Origin of the sequence: Limnospira platensis NIES-39 (genome assembly GCF_026000695.1) — a bacterium.
GTDB lineage: Bacteria > Cyanobacteriota > Cyanobacteriia > Cyanobacteriales > Microcoleaceae > Limnospira > Limnospira platensis.
In genome coordinates, this window is the sequence record NZ_AP026945.1 from 861,683 (window position 1) to 880,233 (window position 18,551).

Genomic DNA, 18,551 nt, shown 5'->3' on the forward strand with positions numbered 1-18,551 from the left:
TATTACTCACAATCTAGTCCTAGCACAGGAAAATAATTCTGTCAATAGGTTGATTACTCAGTCAACAAGCACAACTTAATCAATCTGTCAAATACCCATACCACCCCCCTAACCAAACACCGATAAGGTAACTCTCTCGTGATAGCAGTCAATGGCAAGCCTATCGGTTCGTTACGAACCATTGACTGCTATCACATCGGTCGCACCCCTAAGAGTGTTTGTTTCGGTTAGGGGGGGGATATGCTTCCAAGTCAACACGATAGCCGTAGGGGGAACCCACTAGGTTATCAATGTACAACGATACTCCTATCAATGTACAAAGATATCAGACCGCCTACCTGGTTCCCTATGGGAGTCAGATTATTGGTGAAATATTGAGGAGCCTACTCACTACCAACAAAATGCGATCGCATAATCACGACTAACCTGGCTATGACATACTGAAGCGATACCCCCAAACAACTTTTCAACTGGTAACTTGTTTCGTCATCTCTCGCTGATACCTACATAATCCTAGAGAATTGATTCCCCATCGAAACCGATACCTACATACCGCTAGACAAGTCTCCAATTTATAGGGGTACTGGGTTCCGCACAGGATGATTACCCCTAATAGACGGGTTAAGGTTTTGGCTTAGGGTGTTTATTGTGGGTAAACTAGGGGTGGGTTCATATAAACTTCCAATAGACTACTGGCAATAGACTACTGGCAAAAAATACAAACAACCCCTATCATGATAGGACACGATAAGGGTTAAGGTTGTTATTGAGTTAGGGTTAGCTGTTAGGTGTTAGGTGTTAGGGTTTAGGGTTTAGCTGTTACTCATTCTGCACTTAGTAATCATAGCTAACGCTACGTCTGTTAGCTTGTCTACAATGAGTTGGTCAGATTTCCCTATGTAGATGTGATGATTGACGCTACCATCCCACCCTTTGAGGTTCCAGTAGGTAAAACCATTAATTGAGAGTTTTTTGCAAGCTGTAAATCGTTTACCATTAACCTCTACTGAAAAAGATTTATGGGTTTCTAGGTATTTAAACCATTCTAAAGAACCTACTTCGATACAGATATTACCATGACCTACCAGAAACCCTTTGTAAGACCCTGTTAGTGTGACTACTGGGAGTAGCTTAGGCATGAAAATCACCTCCCAGTAGGATATCGCTGTTATAACCATTAAGGTTACATTCAGGTGATATTACGTCTGAATCGAATCGAGTAATAATTGGATACTGAGATTCTACCCATTTCTCGTGTACTGCCAGAAAGTCAATAGCGTAATTATGAGCAATTTCTGCTATCGTGATTCTATCCTCACGAGTTGCTGTTAAATTATTGCCAGCTAATCTGACAAAAATCTCCCTAGCCATTTCTGCAATAACCATCATTTTTTCTTGTTCAAACTCATTCATGGCTTTATTTCCTATTGATTAATTGAACTTGTGATCATCATTATCGGGGTGATTTTGATTATTGTTGTGTTCTGTAATTTTTGCATCAAGCAAGGCTTCAATACCTTTGAGTAACTCGATTTCCGCGTTTAAAAAATGCCTGTGGATTTGAATAAATTCGACAATTTCGTCGAATTGTTCAGATGTGATAGCAAGTTCTACTAAGTCAAGTAATCCTACAACGTTAGGATTTAATCGATTACTCATGTAGCTATATTCTACTACGTTTAATCCGGGTGTACTTAATTTGATTGACATGGATTTATCCTTTGATAGTGGTTAAGTTGTGATAGTTTAACGTCATTTCGGACGGGTTTAAATTATTCGATTTTGGTTAGTAAATGCTTAATATAATTAAGCTGTTTGAGCAATAATTGTTTTTTTGCTTCTGCTAAGGATAACTCAATCTCGCAATCATTCATTATTGAAATTAACGTTTCTTTAGCGTCTTCTCTGTTGGCGTTGTAGCCTGTACTATCTACCATTTGTTTAAATGTTTTAAACCTTGCCTTTATAATGGCATTTGTGTTGGTTTGAGTCATTTTTTTGGTCTCCTATATGATGTGTCTCCAAACATTTTTGCTGTTCTGATTAATCATATTATATCCTCTATTTTTCATTAGATTAGTCAACTCTGAAACATTAACGCGACTATCAAGATATCCATCTGTTTTAGCTCTCTCAATGGCTTCTTTTAACGCTTTCGGGTCGATATCAGTTACAACCTCGGTTAACTCAGGACATCCCGCGTTAATTGCCTGGTTGTTTTGTTTCATTTTTGCCTCAATACCTTGAGTGATAAAACTGTCTAAAAATTGTTCAGTACCTGATGATATAGTCAAGATTTTTTCATTAACAAAATCCCAGTAATCATTGAAGCGTTTAATTGATTCATTGATAGATAATTGATAAATCAATGAATGGGTGACAATAATTTCACTTGATAACCTAGCGTTAATGATATCTTTTTTGTGTTTCTGTAGTTGTTTTTTGACCTTGCTGTATTGATTGCAGTTATCGATATTTCTCCAGAAAATTTCTAATTGAGATGATAATTTATCAAGCGTAATATCCTCTACATCGTTTAAATCACTTAACTCGTAACCATTGCCCCTATATTCCTCTGATGTCATAGTCTCTTTTTAAACCATATAGGAAACATCCGTCTTTTGAGTTCGTTTAACTCCCAAAATGTCCACAATGGATGTATTGAATTAATCACCTTTAAAGCGAAAGCATTAAAAATCATGTTAGTTCCCGGTGTCTGACTACTGATGGTTATTCGGCTATTTTTGCGGTTTAACACCTTGAAAAGCGATAACATATTCTCATTTTCAATTAATAAGCTAGGGGTGATATCTTCCCATACCAATATAAAATTTTTCTCAAATTCACATTGAAGGGGGTCATAAAATCGTTCATGTTGTATCTTGTTTCTCAGTGAAGCGAAAGTGCTATTAGCAAGCACCGAGGTTGTCTTGTATAGTTCAGATGCTACGGTAGCTATCTGTGACTTTCCAGTACCGCTAGACCCCCAAAGGAACAGGATACCAGCGGTAGACATTAACGTTACTGGAGACGCTATAAACGAGGCGATAATTGGAAACTGAATATCAGGATATGGTAGAACACAGACAGCCCGTAAAACAGACTCTAATTGCTCACCCAGGTTGCCTTCTGTGATTATTTCTTCTAGTTCAGATGACATCTGACTTCTAATTAGTCTATAATCAATATAGTCCTCAGACATGGTAGTAACCTCTTATCGCTCTTGACTTGTTGACATGGTATGGTAGTTATTCCCCCCTAAATATTTAGGGGGGATTTATTTGTGACTACATTAATCGCAGTAATTCAATTAATGCAATTAATACATTAGAATCAAGTTGTTTAACCTTGTTATAAAGACTCTCAAAGCTAGGGTCACAATCCAAAACCTTAGCCCCTTCTGTTAACCTTTCCTCGAAGGTTTTGTATTTTGCCTTTCCATTAAATCCTGCTTTATTTTTAGTTTTGGATTCAATGAAAGCGTCAATATCTCCGATTGAGTAAGTAGCGAAAGATTGATTGAATGGATTAATACATTCAATTTCTAAGATATTAGAAATATCAGAGTTTAAATTATCGTCTCCGATATTTCCCTCTAATATCCTGTCAGAAGGTCTGACTGATGATTGACTTAGATTTATTGTTGCTGTAAACATCACAGAACCGTCTGTAAGCATTGAGTCACTTTCGACTATTTTAAGCAATGCGAGTTCTGGAGATGTAGGGGTGTATTCTCGTTTTTTGCCGTTATATTCAGTCTCGTATTTTTCAATACAAAACCGTACAGCAATTAATTCTTTATCACCTTTGGAATAACTCCAATCCCTATCATTGAAGTTAGAAAAATCCCCTGATACACCTTTCCCGAATATCCATAAATGAGGTGACTTAATTCGGAATTATGCATAATCAACAATTAGAAAGGTTGCCGTTTCACCGGGCTTAACTGCACTGCAATAACTAAATTTATCGTCCTGTTTTTTGCCGTAATATCCGATACTCATGATTAACTATCCTTTGATGATTGATTATGACGTTTGAAATTTTTTTGCATACCTCCCAAAATTGAGGGTTACCAACAATTGATACTCGTAGGCTGCCTTCATTTGTCAACCTTGCTGTAGCGTCGTGACCTCTGTAGTCCCCCCTAGGGCTATAACAACCCATATAGGAATAAGCTAAATCAAGGATTTCCTGGGTTTTATGTTCCTTTATAGGGGTTAGTATCCGGTAGGCTATTTGAGTGGTTTCTGACTCAAATAGGTGTGGGTTATAGGTGGTGTTTATTAACTCACCGTCAATGGAAAATAACCCCTTGTAGTGCAGTTTATTCATTGTTTACCCTTGGAATCTCTAAGTTTTTCAAAAGCCCCTTAAACTCGTCGATATTGATAAATGAGATGCCTTGCCATCGGTAGGATGTCCCCCTTATAACAAACCAACACTGATTGACTAAACCAGGATTAAGGTACTGCAATAACTGCATTTTTAGCTTAAATGAATCAGTTAATACTCCCTTAACTTCGATGTAACGATTAAAGAACGGACTATAAAAGTCGGGGGTCCAGGTGATATTTTTCCAAGGTTTCTGGCAATGTGTTTATTCGTTTAATTCTGTTCTCTGGATTATCAGCATTAACCGTTATTTTTTCCGGCATTTCAGCCGGAAAGTATTCAGGGTCTAGGAACTCGTAAATCCTTCTAATCATTCCACAGCATTCTTCATTCATGTCTGTCTGGTATTGTGATTTGACGAACGTTGTTTTCTGGCGGCAAATAATCTTTATCTTCAGACAGAATCCATAGTTTATAGCTATAATTACGGGTGTTCTCCCAAATTCGTGTACCGTCTAAGGAGGTGTAGTTTAATCTAGTACTCGTAGGAAATACTGGATACCAGTATGTATTTTCATACCACCTACCTCGATAGGCATTCGAAAATATGTCAGACTCATATTCGTAGTATGATTGATGACCTCTATCAGCATATGGAACTTCCCATAAATGTATATACTCTAACATTGCTTCCGGGTCTTTAGTCCAAACAGTTGTTACGTCTGTCCAGGTTGTGGTTGGAGTTAAACGGTAAAAGATAGACCCGAATAATGGACTAATACTAAGCCTATTTGGACCACGACATGAAGCGTTATATTCAGAGTTATAAAAACTATTAAATGAAACATTTTCACAACCTGAATTCATATAGTAAGGTTTTAACGGGTATAACTTACGATGTTTAACATAATCATTATGTACAATTATCGGCTCTTCGTAATTGTACTCTGAATCATTCCATGATTCTTCCCACTCTATAAACACATCTAATCCAATCTTATTAAGTCTAAAATTTGACGTTGTTGATTCCTGCTTTCTCCACCAATGCCTATTAATACTAGATGTTCCACTGCTAAGTCTACTATTTACTATTTGAGCAAAAATCATTAAATGCCATTTATCATTATTTTTAACAGGATAATCACGAGGGTCTGGCATTTCGTTCCCCGGTTTTGGTGGCCGCCTTCCTTTATCATCATCTACCTCGTCACCGCTATTAGGACCGCCAAAACCTCTACCAGCGCCACCCTTTCCCCTAGGTTTTTTTCCTCCCTTTGGTTCATCTCTTTTTGGGGGTTCCTCGTCTACTCGTCGTGTGTCATCATCTACTCGTCGTGCCTCGTCTTCTCTTTTCCACCTACCATGGTCTTCTGGGTTAATTCCACGCGGCACTCTGGTAATTGGGTCCCAAGGATTTACTAATCCGGGAACACCTCCTCTATCTCTTTCCCTTGCATACGGTAAACCCCTACCAAAGTCCATTGTTGAAGATGTTTGGTCACCTAAATCTCCTGCTAAACCTGAACTTACACCGCCTGACCTACCAACCCCGCCTGACCTACCAATATTCCTGGGTGTGCTTGACCTAATAGTATCTTTAATTTTTATAGTGTCTCTAACCATTTAAATAATCGCATTAAAGTAGTAATATTATACTAACAAATAATTTATTAATAGGTGGTTAAAATGGTGAGAGGTGTTAAAAATATCACGGCTAATATCAACGCTGCTAACTGGAGTAACGCCATAGAGTTATTTAACGGGACTACTTTAGAATCATTAATAACAGAAAGATATAAATATGATATCGGTATTTACAGCTATATATCATCGTTAAACGCTAGATGTTACACTCCCAGTATTGCACAATCACAAATCCCCAAAATTTACCCGGAAGATAGCTATTACCAACGGTGGGAAAAAAAACAGGAAGTGTTGCAGGAAGCGGTAGATTTACAAATATTTTATGGGAATATGGCAACAGAAAACGGGTTAAATTTAGGGATTGTCAAATTGCCATATTATGGAGGCATTCACACCGAAAACCTGTTAATTGAATTAATCACTAATCAAAACGAAGGTTTAGCAATTGATAGCAACTCAATAGTTAAAGCTAGGTGTTTAACTCAGTTACATAACAATGATTCTATTAATATTTTGGGCATGGCTGAATATCAACTCGATACAGTTCCTAAAACCCCTACATTGACACAACCCGAAAATTTTGGGGTGACAATAGGCAATACCCCCACATTAGTTAGACCCTCAAATATTAATCGGTATAGGTTGCACTTACAAAACGTAGGTTCTGTAGGGGTATGGTTTTGTCACGGTGATATCAGTAACTGTGTACCTTATCAATGCCTATATTTACCTCCTAACGCTGGGTGGGATGATGAACTAAAATCAACAGCTTCTATCTATGCTATAACTGAGGATAGCGTAACCAATATTGTTGGGTTAGAACAAACAATAAATTGGTAAATTTTACTTTGATTTAGGAGTTTATTATGAGTTTCTCAGTTTATAGTTCTGTTGTCAATTTAGACACTCTAAATATGAGCAGTAAAATACCGGGAACTCCCGAAACTACCGCGATAAGTTTGACTGCTAACACTATCACGGAAGTTGTGCCTATCAATGCTACCAGTAACGGTAGAACGGTGTTTGTAAAGAATCGGTCAAATACCAATGTACATCTAATATTTGACCCTACAGGTGATAGCGTGTCAGACGCTGCATTTTCGGTTAAGCCAGGTGATACCATCTCAATAACGTGGGGTAGAACTGAGTTACAGGCGATAGCAGAATCTAGCGCTAGTATCAGCGTTACAATTATCGAATATATCAATATGTAATCATCAAATGAATGGCTAGTATTAAGTTATTAGCCATTTATTTGATTACTCAATATAGAGGCAGTTATGACTAATTTCAACATTTACTCTAGTAAGTTTGGGCAATCAACCGATGACTTGCCAGAAGGTGAAGTTAATCTGTATTTAACTAATGAACGGATACAAGCAGTTATTGACTCCAATACTAATTTAGTCAAATTAACTGAGTTAATTTGGAATAATATTATTAATAAACCTGGCACTTTCCCCCCATCTACTCATTCCCATAGCTGGACTGAAATAACGTCCAAACCGTCTACGTTTACTCCATCAGAACATACACATACTATTGCTAATGTTACAGGACTTCAAAGTACATTAGACGGTAAAGAGCCTACTTTTACCAAAAGTACAGCATTTAACAAAAATTTTGGAACAACTATTGGAACTGTTACAGAAGGTAACGATGTCAGATTATCAAATGCTAGAACACCAACTAGCCATACACATACCTTATCTCAAATAACAAATTCAGGTAATGTTGCTGCCATTGATACAAATGGCAGTACATCTAACTATTTACGCGGCGATGGTGTTTGGGTAACACCTCCTAATACAACCTATTCTGCGGGAACTGGCTTAACTTTAGTAGGAACTGAGTTTAGAAACACCGCCCCAAACGTATCCACCAACCTCTCTACAAGCACTACAAGCAATACGTTAACCGTTAACAGTTCTGACGGTACTAATGCTGTATTACCTGCTGCTACAACAACCGTTGCAGGTGTAATGTCGAACGCTGATAAGACAAAGCTGGATGGGATTGCGGCAGGCGCACAAGTAAATGTAGCAACTAATTTAGGAGTAACAGCAGGAACAACAGCAGGTCCTGTAGTTACATCATCAACAGGAACTAATGTTACTTTACCTACAGCTAGTGCAACTAATTCAGGGATAATTACAACTGGGAATCAGACATGGACAGGAGTTAAAACATTTAATTCATTAATTACCGGGTCAATAAGTGGAAACGCCGGAACAGCAACAGCACTTCAAACTGCTAGAACAATTAATGGGACTTCGTTTAATGGTAGTGCCAATATAACAATAACTGCCAATACTCCTAATACATTAACAAATGGTACGGGATTAACTGGAAATAATTTTAATGGGAGTACTGCCACAACATGGGCGGTTGCTTATGGCACTACAGCAAACACAGCCTGTCAAGGTAATGATAGTAGATTATCTAACGCTAGGACTCCCACAACGCACACACATTCAAATATTACATTAACTGCAGGTGATGGTTGATCCGGAGGAGGAACTTTAGCAGCTAATAGAACAATTAATGTAGATTCAACTGTAGTTAGAACTACAGGTAATCAAACTTTAACAGGAATTAAAACATTTAACATAACAAATAATCCAGTAACTTTTGCAACTAATGAAAGTTTTCCTGATGGAAATATGCTTATTGATTTTAATGTTTGGAGGGGGTTTGACATCCGCCGGATAGGCTCTAGTGCTGGTTCGGCAAATTTAGTACTAAATAGTAGAGTTGGAGGAAATAGCTGGGCGTTTTCTTATCAGGGGAATTATTCTATGCAATTAGAAGCAGATAATAATCCTAGAGTATTTATATATCATGGTATTAATTTTCATCAAAGCGATGTTTGGCGAGGTGCTCCTGACAATAGATATTCAATACAATTATATAACGGGCAGACATATTTTATAAAGAGCTCAACTCTTTCATCATCTGGAGTACATACTAGATTTAGAGTAGGAGGCACAAATGTATCTTATATTAACGATAATGGAGACTACGTTAAAGGTAGCTCTGATCTTAAATTCAAAACACTTTTATCAAAACCAACTCTAGGGTTAAGCGAAATTAACGCATTGACAGTCACGTGGTTTAAGTATAATGAACTTGCAGCATTTCATGGCTTTAATCCAAGTACAGAACAATTTGGTTTAATTGCTCAAGAAGTACAAAATATATATCCTAACGCAGTTGAAGTGATTAAAAATGACCATACAGATAGTCCTGAAGTTGACGACAAAAAAATAGATTACTTAACAATCATGTATGATAAACTGATACCATTAGTGATTGCGGCAATTCAGGAATTATCAGAAAAAATCGACAAATTGGAAAATATGCTAAACACTCAACAATAAATTAACAGATAATGCCTAATGCACTTGATATATCAGAGGGTAATTGGTTTAAGGTTTATGAACTTAATTTCAGGATAGAAGATGATAGTACCCTACACGGTACTAAAAAATTACCTGACATTTCTGGCAGTAAATTTGTTAGGATATTATTTGACGCTGACAGTGTACCCGTGTACTGGAAAATGGCAGGGTGGTTAAAATTTTACACATACAATGATGTGAAGCAGAATATGATGGTTAAACGTGAAATTATATGGCTTAATGAATATCAAATAATTGAATCACCGCCGTACAGCAATTTTTACGCTTCATTTTCTCCACTAGAAAGGATTAAATGGTTTACACTTCATTTTTGGAAATTAATATAAATGAACTTAATAATAGTTGAATTAGGGTTAATTATTGTCGCGATTATTATCAGTATGTTCATTACGCATACAGGAAACCTAATTATTGAGAATAGGTTAGACGGTATCCAAAATAGCCTAAATTATTTGATTAGATATGTTAATGATTTTATGCCATCAACAGTTTGTAAAAAACAGTTAGAAGATAAAAAGCAATCACCCCCTCTTCCAATTAACAGAGATGATATTGATGATGATGGTTGGAGAAAACCCTAAGCCCTAACACCTAACAGCTACCCCAATAACTTAAATGGCCCCCTCTGGTTTCTGACTGTAGGGGGTGTCTATGTATTTTTTGCCAGTAGGCCTATTGCAATAGGCCTATTGGAAGTTTATATGAATGCTTGCCTCTAATTTACCCACAATAAACACCCTAAGCCAAAACCTTAACCCGTCTATTAGGGGTAATCATCCCAGGCGGAACCCAGTACCCCTATAAATTGGAGACTTGTCTAGCGGTATGTAGGTATCGGTTTCGATGGGGAATCAATTCTCTAGGATTATGTAGGTATCAGCGAGAGATGACGAAACAAGTCACCAGTTGAAAAGTTGTTTAGGGGTATCGCTTCAGTATGTCATAGCCAGGTTAGTCGTGATTATGCGATCGCATTTTGTTGGTAGCGAGTAGGCTCCTCAATATTTCACCAATAATCTGACTCCCATAGATAACCGGATAGGCAGCCTGATATCGTTGTACATTGATAACCTAGTGGGTTCCCCCTACGGCTACCTACAGCTATCATGTTGACTTTGAGCCATAGATAAATCCCACTGCGATCGCACTCATTACCGTCCTATTATTAGCACTGGTAGCTTTAGGCAATACCCTGCAAAATTGAACCCATACCCTCCCCCTAACCGGAACAGACATATTAGGGGAACTGACCGTTGCGATAGCAGTCAACAGTGACGCTAGGAACCGCTAGGCTTGCTGTTGACTGCTATCGCTAGGGAAGTACCCTATTGGTTGTCTGGTTAGGGGGAGATATAGGTATTTGACAGTTCCCCTAGGTTATGCTAGTTGACTGAGTAATCAACCTATTGACAGAATTATTTTCCTGTGCTAGGACTAGGTTATGAGTAACATTTGAGTAATTCAATAGGATATAGGGGTTGAGTAATAACCCGCTATCGCTGTCAGGATAAGGGTTTATAGTTAACGCTACCCGACGCTGGAGATGCTGCAACCCTACCAGGGGCGCGTGTATGACCCTTGCTGCGGTTCGGGGGGAATGTTTGTGCAGTCGGAAAAGTTTGTGGAAGACCACGCCGGGCGGAGGGGCGATATTGCCATCTATGGGCAGGAGAGCAACTACACCACCTGGCGGCTGTGCAAGATGAACCTGGCGGTGCGGGGGATTGATTCCGATATTCGCTGGAATTCCGAGGGGGTCGTTTCACAAAAACGAACTGCCCGATTTGCGGGCTGACTTCATTCTGGCGAATCCGCCCTTTAATATTTCCGATTGGGGCGGGGACAGGCTGCGGGAAGATGTCCGCTGGCGGTTTGGCATTCCGCCTACCGGCAATGCTAACTATGCCTGGTTGCAGCATATCTGGCACCATCTCGCCCCGACGGGTACTGCGGGGGTGGTGTTGGCGAATGGGTCGATGTCGTCGCAGCAGAGCGGCGAGGGGGAGATCCGCAAGGCTATGATTGAGGGGGATGCGATCGACTGCATGATTGCCTTGCCGGGGCAGTTGTTTTATTCGACCCAGATTCCGGCTTGTCTGTGGTTTTTGGCAAAGGATAAGTCAAACGGCATCGCGCGGGATAAGAAGTTAAGAGACCGCCGGCGGGAGATCCTGTTTATTGATGCCCGCAAGTTGGGCTACATGGTGGACAGAACCCGGCGGGAGTTTAGCGATGAGGACGTGGCGCAGATTGCGGATACCTACCACCACTGGCGAGAAGGGAGCCGTTATGAGGATGTGCCGGGGTTCTGTAAGTCTGCCAGTTTAGACGACATCCGGGGGCATAACTACGTGCTGACACCGGGGCGGTATGTGGGGGCGGCGGCGGCTGAGGAAGACGACGTGCCCTTTGAGGAGCGGATGGCGGAATTGACGGGGAAGCTGGGGGAACAGTTTAAGGAGTCGGCACGGCTGGAGGCGGCGATTCGGGAGAATTTGCGAGGGTTGGGCTATGACTTTTGAGAGGATGCCAGAAGGTTATGGCGCGTTGCCCGCTGACCTGAAGCAGCGGATGCGAGCGGCTCAGGTGCGGGCGGATCTGGCGGTTAACCGAGAGTTGGTTTTGTTGTATTGGCAAATTGGGCGGGAAATTTTAGCACGGCAGGCTCAGGAGGGCTGGGGCGCAAAGGTGATTACTCCCCTTCTTGCCCGGTATCAGCAGGAGTTACCGCAGGAGTTGCGGGCGGTTTTGCCCAGTGTGGCGCAGTTGGAGATGGCGTTAAATGAAATTACAGAAGTTGGCGGAGGGGCGAATGATGAGTGACCTAAAAGAAAAACCCAATCTTAATTTACTACGACAAAAACGTGAGGACATTCTCGCTATTGCTCAAAAACACGGAGCAAAGAATGTAAGGATTTTTGGCTCTGTGGCGCGAGGTGAGGCTGATGAGGATAGTGATATTGATTTCTTGATTGACTACGACCTAGAAAAAATTACCCCTTGGTTTCCTGCGGGTTTATTGCTCGATTTGGAGAATTTACTCCAGCGTAAGGTGGATGTGGCTACGGTGGATATGCTGAAAGCCCGCATTAAGGATCGAGTTTTAAGTGAGGCGATCGCTTTATGAGAAAACCAGAGGAGCGCTTACAGGATATTTTAGATGCTATTGAGGCGATCGAGCGATATGTAAGCCAAGGGAGGAGTGCTTTTGAGGATCAAGAATTAGTTCAAGTTTGGATTGTTCATCATTGACAAATTATTGGAGAAGCAGCCAATGATCTACCGCATGAGTTAACTGATATGTATCCACAAGTTCCTTGGGTACAAATTATGGCATTCAGAAATATTATTGTTCATGAGTATTTCCGCTTGTCTTTGAATTTGGTTTAGTCAATTGTTGTTCATGATTTACTGAGGCTAAAATTTCAGGTTATTCAAATATTGTCAGAAGTTGGTGTAGGGGGCGATCTCTGAGTGAATGAAAAGCACAAAATCTGTATTTTGATGCTAGGATGGCTCATGATTTAGAGGAGGTAGATATTGTTGCAGATTTGGGAATGTTTGCATTTAGTTTATTGGTGGAGGGTTAATCATGTTAAAAGCAGTAGAAGCCATTATTGAACCAGACGGAACGATTCGCACTTTGGAGCCTTTGCGAGTTGAGGTGGCGACAAGGGCGATCGTGACGGTGCTTGCCCCTCTACCTACCAATGGGGCAGGGAACGGAGCCAAAATTCTGGCATTGTTACAATCACCTCGATTGGCAAACCGTCCTGTAGCTGACCCTTTGGAAGTGGCAAAACGGATTGAGAATTTACGCAATGACTGGGAGCGAGAATGAAAGACGCATTCAGAAATTATGGCAGATTATGATGATTTAGAGGAGGCGGATATTTTAGCGGATCTGGGAATGTTTTAAATTAATATACAGAGGATGAAACCATGTTTATGCAAGAACTAAAGCTCGAACTACCGTTTGAATTTTCGCCAGATGAAGTGAAACTACTACTGGCAATCAAGCTTTATGAGGTGGGCAGGCTTTCGATTGGACAAGCGGCAAAGGTGGCGGGTTATTCCCAACGACCATTTATGGAGATTTTGGGACATTATCATGTGCCTGTCTTTGCCTATTCTCCTGATGATTTAGCCGCAGAGGTTGACTTATTGTCATGAGTCAAAATCTGGGTCGATTGATTGTGGATGATCTGCAAGCTCGGAAAGTGGCTCAACGCTTGGCGGTGAAAATCACAGGAACTATGGGAATTTTAATTATAGCGAAGAACAGGGGAATGATTGATTCGGTTAAGGGGGTGATTGACTCTTTAGAATCGGTTGGGTTTTATGTGAGCGAAGCTCTGAAAGCCCAAGCGTTGAAGTTGGCGGGTGATGATGAGTCGATGACTGGAACGGTTAACAGCACTGATTCAGGAGAAGTTGGTGGAGGGGGCGATCGCTGAGTGAATGAAAAGCACAAAATCTGTATTTTGACGCTAGGATCGCTGGGGTGGCGGGTTCTCTCGCTGTAAGTGTATTTTATGATTTATTAAAGGTGGCGAGCGGCAATGCCGACGCTGTGCAAACGATGCCTAAAAAGATTGGGGAGTTAAAGGCTATGCTTAGAAAAGCGGCGCGAAACGTTCAGGCACGCGCATAGGGTTGCAATACCCGAAATAACTGCCCGGTGGGACTTCCACCCCTTGGTGGAATATAGGGAGTCGCTTCCCTGACCATCCCATAACTGTTTATATCTCCCGACGCTTAGAGAAATCTAAGCAAGGCAGGGGACTCAAGGTCAAGACAGAACGCTTGAACGGTGGGAGTTGTGACCCACCTAGTATAGCATGAAGTTGAGAGTAACGGCGATAGCCACCCCCAGTTTTGGGAATCATAACCCCAGGATTGAAGCGGGGAACGGAAGGCCTGAAGTAGAACCTACTACCATATGCGACCACTGCCAACCATCCATGACTAAGGAAATCTGAATGTTCCGACTTGAACCACCGTCATAAGAAGGTAGCGAAACAGGTTGACACGCTGCGCTCAAAAGAGCAAGGGGAAAAGTAGGGGTTTCTCTTTACTACCTACACAGACCTTTAAAATTACCCCGGTGGACAGGACAAGTCTAAAGATGGAATGCCCGTATAAACGGAACGTTTAAACCCCTTTTAGGCTCTCGGCAGGATGTACCTGCACAGTAGTGAAAAGTGTAAGCGTATACCTTTAAGGGGAAAGGATGTGGCTGAAAGCTAATGCCTAACTGTAATGGTTAGGATATGCCCACTAGCCACGGTGTGGATATAGAGACCGCGACAATTAAGAGTTTTATGACGAGTGCGAGTTTAAAGACTACGAGGTTGTATATAGCTCCTAAAGTTGAGGTTACAAAGCGGGGGGTCGTAGCCCTGTTCCTACTGACAAATAGGGTATCTACATCAGGAGCCGTGTGCTGGGAAACTCGCAAGCACGGTTTTCAATTGGAGTTGGGGAAGGTGACTTCTCTTTCGACCATAACGGTGCGGCACTCCAAATACTTAAAGATAAGGAGCAAGGTTAATGATCCCATCTAAATATCGCATCAATATCATCTGGTCTGAAGAAGATAGTTGTTATCTGGTGGAACTGCCGGAGTTTGCCACGCCAATACAGCGCTATTTTACCCACGGGGACACCTACGAGGAGGCACTGACTAACGCCCAGGAGGTCTTGGAGTTGTTACTCGAAAGCTACAGGACAGAGGGAAAGGATCTACCAGAGCCGCAGGTGTTACAAGTTGCTGGGGGAATGGATTAGCTGAATGAGTGGAAAGCACAAAGTCTATATCTTGACCCTAGGATCCCTCAGCTGGCGGGTCTAAGGTGGCGGGTTCTCTGGCTGTAAGTGTATTTTATGATTGATTAAAGGAGGCGATCGATGAGTGAGTGGAATATCGAACCTTTGGGAAAAATTGCTGTTATACAAACGGGTCGTCTTGGCTCAAATGCTGCGGTGGATGGAGGAATATATCCTTACTTCACTTGTTCACCTGTCACCCTTTCTATTAATGAATATAGCTTTGATGGTGATGCTGTTTTACTAGCAGGCAACAATGCAAATGGGATATTTTCTGTAAAGCACTACAATGGCAAATTTAACGCATATCAAAGAACCTATGTAATAACCGTAAAAAATATAGCACTAGTCAATAAGGTTAGGACGCAGCCTTGAGAACAGAATCCATGGCATCATAGAGAGAATCAAACTGCTCACGTGCAATGGCGAATGCGGGCTTTCAACCACGACCAACATTTCTCTATCTTGTTGAGGTCTGGCGAATAAGGCCGAAGATAGAGTAAACGGCATGGAGCTGCCTCCAACAGTTCAGCCTGCCGCCCCCCTTTATGAAACGTTGCATTGTCCAATACTAGAGTCTGACCTGGCTTCAATGTTGGAATTAAGATAAACTCCAACCACAACTCAAACACTGTCCGATTACAACAACCCTCAAAGGTAAAGGGAGTTAAGAGTTGTTGATAACACCATGGGGCCATATAGCTCACCCTGCCCTGCCTCTTCCCTGATTTGAGGGCATCGAAGCGTTGTCCTTCCTCGCAGTAACCATAAGGATAATCCTAGTCTTGACTATTCATGCCAGCTTCATCGAGGTAAACCAACCCTTCCGGCTCCATATGTTCAATCTGAGCAATAAACTCCTCTCGCTGTTGCTCATCACCTTCTTGGTAGCCGTAAGTTTTTTTTCTGGTGAAGCCAATTTTCTTCAAGGCTCTGGATATGGTGCGAGGAGAGATGTCGTCATCCCAAAGTTCAGCCATCTGAGCGGAGGTTTTGTGGCCATGCTCTTGGGCAAAAGCCTTGAATTTGTGCCAGTCGGTAATTTGGTGGCTATGACCAGGTGGGCGATTAGGTTTAGGGAGGAAGTCGCCGGTGTGTTCTTTTCTTTGCAGCCAGAGATTGATGGTGTTCCGGCTGACATGGAAAACTTGACTGGCTTCTGTTTTGGGCATACCGTCTAGTTCAATTGCATTAATAACTTTTTGTCTAAGGTCGTAACTGTAGGGGGCTGGCATTTTGGGTCTTATGTAGATATCCTTGCCATTATACGTCCTAACTATTCTGTCTTGTGCTATAGCTCTGAACATTGAAGTACGAAAGCAGGGGGTAGTAACCCTGTTCATCAGACAAAAAGGGTATCCACATCAGGAGCCGTGTGATGGGAAACTATCAAGCACGGTTTTGAATGGGAGGGGGTGAAGGTGACTTCACTCTCGACCCCTACCTTAGAGGGAAAAGGATGTGGCCAGAAGCAAATGCCTAGTTATAATGATTAGGAGTGCGAGACGTTCAGGCATCAAATAGGGCTGCAATGCCCTAAATAACCGCCCGGTGGGGATTTCAACCCCTTGGTTGAATATAAGAAGCTCGCTTCTGACCATCCCTATAACTGTTTATATGTCCCAACGTTTGGTATAGAAATATACAAAACAAGGCAGGGAACTCAAGGTCATAAACAAACTGAGAAATCAGGGAGTAGAGAGTAACGGCGATAGCCACCCCCAGTTTCAGGATACACAATCCTGGGATTGAAGCGGGGAACGGAAGGCTCCAAGGTATAACCTAATACCAGAATCGAGACCACTGCCAACCATCCATGATTAGGGAAACCGAATGTCCGGCTTGAACCATCGTAATTATAAAGTAGCGAAATAGGTTGATACGCTGCGCTCAAAAGAGTAAGGGGAAAAGTAGGAGGCTCCTTATACTACCTACACAGACTTTTAAAAGTACCCCGGTGGAAAGGACAAATCTAAAGATGGAATGCCCATATAAACGGAACGTTTAAACCCCTTTTAGGCTCTGCTAATAAAAAAAATGTGAGCAATATTACTCACAAGCAGAGCGTGAAAAGTGTAAGCGTATGCCTCCTAGGGGAAAGGATGTGACTGAAAGCTAATGCCTAACTGTAATAGTTAGGATATGCCCACTAGTCACGGTATGGATATAGAGACCGCGATAAGTAGGAGTTTAATGGCGAAAACGAGTTTAAAGACTAACGCATGCATATAGCTCTAAAAGTTGAGGTCATAAAGCAGGGGGTCGTAACCCTGTTCCCAATGACAAAGGGGTATCCATATCAGGAGCCGTATGAGGTGAAAGTCTCAAGTACGGTTTGGAAGTGGAGTTGGGGAAGGCGACTTCCCTCTCGACCATAACTAAGCCCACGTGCCACGGTATGGATGTAAATTCTGCCATGGGTAGGAGTATAATGGCCAGAGCGAGTATAAAGACTACGTGGCGCATATAGCTCTGAACAAAGAAGGACAAAGCAGCGGTTGGTATCGCTGTGCCACTGACAATGTGGGCATCCACACCAGGAGCCGTGTGAGGTGAAAATCTCAAGCACGGTTTTGAATGGGAGGGGATGGAGGCGACTCCATTCTCGACCCCTACCTTGACACTCCCAAGGATTGGCTTCGGGAGTTTGGTTAGCGGTGTGTCAACAATATGGGAGTTATTGGTGGCGTTACCTAAGCTATAGGTCTGACGGACCCTACAGGTAGTGCCTAATATGTAATGATAGAGGTGTAAGTGCGATACGTTCAGACAGGAAATAGGGCTGCAATGCCCTAAATAACCGCCTGGTGGGGATTTAAACCCCTTGGTTGAATATAAGAATCTCGCTTCTGACCATCCCTACAACTGTTTATATGTCCCAACGTTTGGTATAGAAATATACAAAACAAGGCGGGGAACTCAAAGTCAAAACGCAAAATTGGCAATCTTAATGATTCCTTAACAATTGCGTAGAGAGTAACGGCGATAGCCACCCCCAGTTTTGGGAATCACAACCCCACGATTGAAGCGGGGAACGGAAGGCGTGAAGTAGAACCTACTACCAGAGGCGACCACTGCCAACCATCCATGATTAGGGAAACCGAATGTCTGGCTTGAACCATCGTAAATATTAAGTAGCGAAATAGGTTGATACGCTGCGCTCAAAAGGGCAAGGGGAAAAGTAGGAGCCTTTACACACTACCTACACAGACTTTTAAAAGTACCCTGGTGGATAGGACAAATCTAAAGATGGAATGCCCATATAAACGGAACGTTTTAAGTCCTTCTGGACTCTGATTATCTGGTCGAGATGTCAGTAGG

Annotated in this window: 27 protein-coding genes and 3 pseudogenes; 19 read left to right on the forward strand and 11 right to left on the reverse strand. The window is 41.7% G+C overall.

Going from position 1 to position 18,551, the window contains the following annotated elements:
* The first annotated feature begins 290 nt into the window (after positions 1-290).
* Positions 291-425, forward strand: coding sequence for a hypothetical protein (locus N39L_RS04530; RefSeq protein WP_286131332.1), 135 nt, complete (start codon positions 291-293; stop codon positions 423-425).
* Positions 426-812: 387 nt separating this feature from the next.
* Here N39L_RS04530 and N39L_RS04535 read toward each other — a convergent pair whose 3' ends face one another.
* From N39L_RS04535 to N39L_RS04580, 10 genes and pseudogenes are all read right to left on the reverse strand, one after another.
* A complete protein-coding gene (locus N39L_RS04535; protein WP_014274186.1) occupies positions 813-1,178 on the reverse strand; it encodes a hypothetical protein in 366 nt (121 codons plus the stop codon).
* Positions 1,132-1,413, reverse strand: a complete 282-nt coding sequence (locus N39L_RS04540; RefSeq protein WP_035736471.1) for a hypothetical protein — start codon at positions 1,411-1,413, stop codon at positions 1,132-1,134. Before N39L_RS04540 ends, N39L_RS04535 begins: the two co-directional genes overlap by 47 nt.
* Before the next feature lie 18 nt (positions 1,414-1,431).
* Positions 1,432-1,710, reverse strand: coding sequence for a hypothetical protein (locus N39L_RS04545; protein ID WP_231852015.1), 279 nt, complete (start codon positions 1,708-1,710; stop codon positions 1,432-1,434).
* 62 nt (positions 1,711-1,772) lie between these two features.
* Positions 1,773-1,994 (reverse strand): hypothetical protein, encoded by a 222-nt coding sequence (locus N39L_RS04550; RefSeq protein WP_014274430.1) that lies wholly within the window; start codon positions 1,992-1,994, stop codon positions 1,773-1,775.
* A gap of 12 nt (positions 1,995-2,006) precedes the next feature.
* Positions 2,007-2,585, reverse strand: coding sequence for a hypothetical protein (locus N39L_RS04555; protein WP_014274431.1), 579 nt, complete (start codon positions 2,583-2,585; stop codon positions 2,007-2,009).
* A complete protein-coding gene (locus tag N39L_RS04560) occupies positions 2,582-3,202 on the reverse strand; it encodes a hypothetical protein (protein WP_014274432.1) in 621 nt (206 codons plus the stop codon). The genes N39L_RS04555 and N39L_RS04560 overlap by 4 nt, the downstream gene beginning before the upstream one ends.
* Positions 3,203-3,287: 85 nt before the next feature.
* Positions 3,288-3,677, reverse strand: a complete 390-nt coding sequence (locus N39L_RS04565; RefSeq protein WP_231851946.1) for a hypothetical protein — start codon at positions 3,675-3,677, stop codon at positions 3,288-3,290.
* 289 nt (positions 3,678-3,966) lie between these two features.
* Positions 3,967-4,335 (reverse strand): hypothetical protein, encoded by a 369-nt coding sequence (locus N39L_RS04570; protein WP_014274433.1) that lies wholly within the window; start codon positions 4,333-4,335, stop codon positions 3,967-3,969.
* Positions 4,328-4,591 (reverse strand): annotated as a pseudogene (locus N39L_RS04575) (PDDEXK family nuclease); the annotation flags it as partial. The gene N39L_RS04570 and the pseudogene N39L_RS04575, both read right to left, overlap by 8 nt.
* Positions 4,581-5,958 (reverse strand): annotated as a pseudogene (locus tag N39L_RS04580) (hypothetical protein); the annotation flags it as partial. The pseudogenes N39L_RS04580 and N39L_RS04575, both read right to left, overlap by 11 nt.
* A gap of 63 nt (positions 5,959-6,021) precedes the next feature.
* Between N39L_RS04580 and N39L_RS04585 the strand changes: the two are divergent.
* The 18 genes from N39L_RS04585 to N39L_RS04670 all read left to right on the forward strand — a co-directional run bounded on the left by N39L_RS04585 (position 6,022) and on the right by N39L_RS04670 (position 15,605).
* Complete coding sequence (locus tag N39L_RS04585) at positions 6,022-6,819, forward strand: hypothetical protein (RefSeq protein WP_014274437.1); 798 nt, start codon at positions 6,022-6,024, stop codon at positions 6,817-6,819.
* A 26-nt stretch (positions 6,820-6,845) separates the two neighbouring features.
* Entirely contained in the window at positions 6,846-7,193 is a 348-nt protein-coding gene (locus N39L_RS04590; RefSeq protein WP_014274438.1) for a hypothetical protein, read from the forward strand.
* A 66-nt stretch (positions 7,194-7,259) separates the two neighbouring features.
* Positions 7,260-8,486 (forward strand): hypothetical protein, encoded by a 1,227-nt coding sequence (locus N39L_RS04595; RefSeq protein WP_014277510.1) that lies wholly within the window; start codon positions 7,260-7,262, stop codon positions 8,484-8,486.
* A gap of 156 nt (positions 8,487-8,642) precedes the next feature.
* Positions 8,643-9,359: a tail fiber domain-containing protein gene (locus N39L_RS04600; RefSeq protein ID WP_014277509.1), complete on the forward strand. Its 717-nt coding sequence runs from the start codon at positions 8,643-8,645 to the stop codon at positions 9,357-9,359.
* An 11-nt stretch (positions 9,360-9,370) separates the two neighbouring features.
* The gene (locus N39L_RS04605) at positions 9,371-9,727 is read left to right on the forward strand and encodes a hypothetical protein (RefSeq protein ID WP_014277508.1); all 357 of its coding nucleotides are present in this window, start codon (positions 9,371-9,373) and stop codon (positions 9,725-9,727) included.
* On the forward strand, positions 9,728-9,982 hold the full coding sequence (locus N39L_RS04610; protein ID WP_014277507.1) for a hypothetical protein: 255 nt from the start codon (positions 9,728-9,730) through the stop codon (positions 9,980-9,982). It abuts the gene before it with no gap.
* A gap of 1,016 nt (positions 9,983-10,998) precedes the next feature.
* A complete protein-coding gene (locus tag N39L_RS04615; protein WP_237766251.1) occupies positions 10,999-11,196 on the forward strand; it encodes an N-6 DNA methylase in 198 nt (65 codons plus the stop codon).
* The gene (locus N39L_RS04620; protein WP_237766183.1) at positions 11,126-11,923 is read left to right on the forward strand and encodes an N-6 DNA methylase; all 798 of its coding nucleotides are present in this window, start codon (positions 11,126-11,128) and stop codon (positions 11,921-11,923) included. The genes N39L_RS04615 and N39L_RS04620 overlap by 71 nt, the downstream gene beginning before the upstream one ends.
* Positions 11,913-12,224: a DUF1016 N-terminal domain-containing protein gene (locus N39L_RS04625; protein ID WP_006616261.1), complete on the forward strand. Its 312-nt coding sequence runs from the start codon at positions 11,913-11,915 to the stop codon at positions 12,222-12,224. The genes N39L_RS04620 and N39L_RS04625 overlap by 11 nt, the downstream gene beginning before the upstream one ends.
* On the forward strand, positions 12,217-12,528 hold the full coding sequence (locus tag N39L_RS04630; protein WP_006616260.1) for a nucleotidyltransferase family protein: 312 nt from the start codon (positions 12,217-12,219) through the stop codon (positions 12,526-12,528). Before N39L_RS04625 ends, N39L_RS04630 begins: the two co-directional genes overlap by 8 nt.
* A complete protein-coding gene (locus tag N39L_RS04635; protein ID WP_006616259.1) occupies positions 12,525-12,653 on the forward strand; it encodes a ribonuclease HepT family protein in 129 nt (42 codons plus the stop codon). Before N39L_RS04630 ends, N39L_RS04635 begins: the two co-directional genes overlap by 4 nt.
* Before the next feature lie 48 nt (positions 12,654-12,701).
* Positions 12,702-12,791 (forward strand): HepT-like ribonuclease domain-containing protein, encoded by a 90-nt coding sequence (locus tag N39L_RS04640; protein ID WP_234933606.1) that lies wholly within the window; start codon positions 12,702-12,704, stop codon positions 12,789-12,791.
* A gap of 202 nt (positions 12,792-12,993) precedes the next feature.
* The gene (locus tag N39L_RS04645) at positions 12,994-13,242 is read left to right on the forward strand and encodes a hypothetical protein (protein ID WP_006616258.1); all 249 of its coding nucleotides are present in this window, start codon (positions 12,994-12,996) and stop codon (positions 13,240-13,242) included.
* 101 nt (positions 13,243-13,343) lie between these two features.
* Entirely contained in the window at positions 13,344-13,574 is a 231-nt protein-coding gene (locus N39L_RS04650) for a UPF0175 family protein (RefSeq protein WP_006616257.1), read from the forward strand.
* Positions 13,571-13,858 carry a PIN domain-containing protein gene (locus N39L_RS04655; protein ID WP_006616256.1) on the forward strand — a complete coding sequence of 96 codons (288 nt, stop codon included), beginning with the start codon at positions 13,571-13,573 and terminating at the stop codon, positions 13,856-13,858. Before N39L_RS04650 ends, N39L_RS04655 begins: the two co-directional genes overlap by 4 nt.
* Before the next feature lie 384 nt (positions 13,859-14,242).
* Positions 14,243-14,383 carry a hypothetical protein gene (locus N39L_RS04660; RefSeq protein ID WP_202070201.1) on the forward strand — a complete coding sequence of 47 codons (141 nt, stop codon included), beginning with the start codon at positions 14,243-14,245 and terminating at the stop codon, positions 14,381-14,383.
* 571 nt (positions 14,384-14,954) lie between these two features.
* Positions 14,955-15,191 carry a type II toxin-antitoxin system HicB family antitoxin gene (locus N39L_RS04665; protein ID WP_006615802.1) on the forward strand — a complete coding sequence of 79 codons (237 nt, stop codon included), beginning with the start codon at positions 14,955-14,957 and terminating at the stop codon, positions 15,189-15,191.
* Between the two features lie 120 nt (positions 15,192-15,311).
* Complete coding sequence (locus tag N39L_RS04670) at positions 15,312-15,605, forward strand: restriction endonuclease subunit S domain-containing protein (protein WP_006615801.1); 294 nt, start codon at positions 15,312-15,314, stop codon at positions 15,603-15,605.
* On the opposite strand, the pseudogene N39L_RS04675 reads toward N39L_RS04670, so the two are convergent.
* Positions 15,589-16,465 (reverse strand): annotated as a pseudogene (locus N39L_RS04675) (IS630 family transposase). The gene N39L_RS04670 and the pseudogene N39L_RS04675 overlap by 17 nt on opposite strands.
* Positions 16,466-18,551: the final 2,086 nt, after the last annotated feature.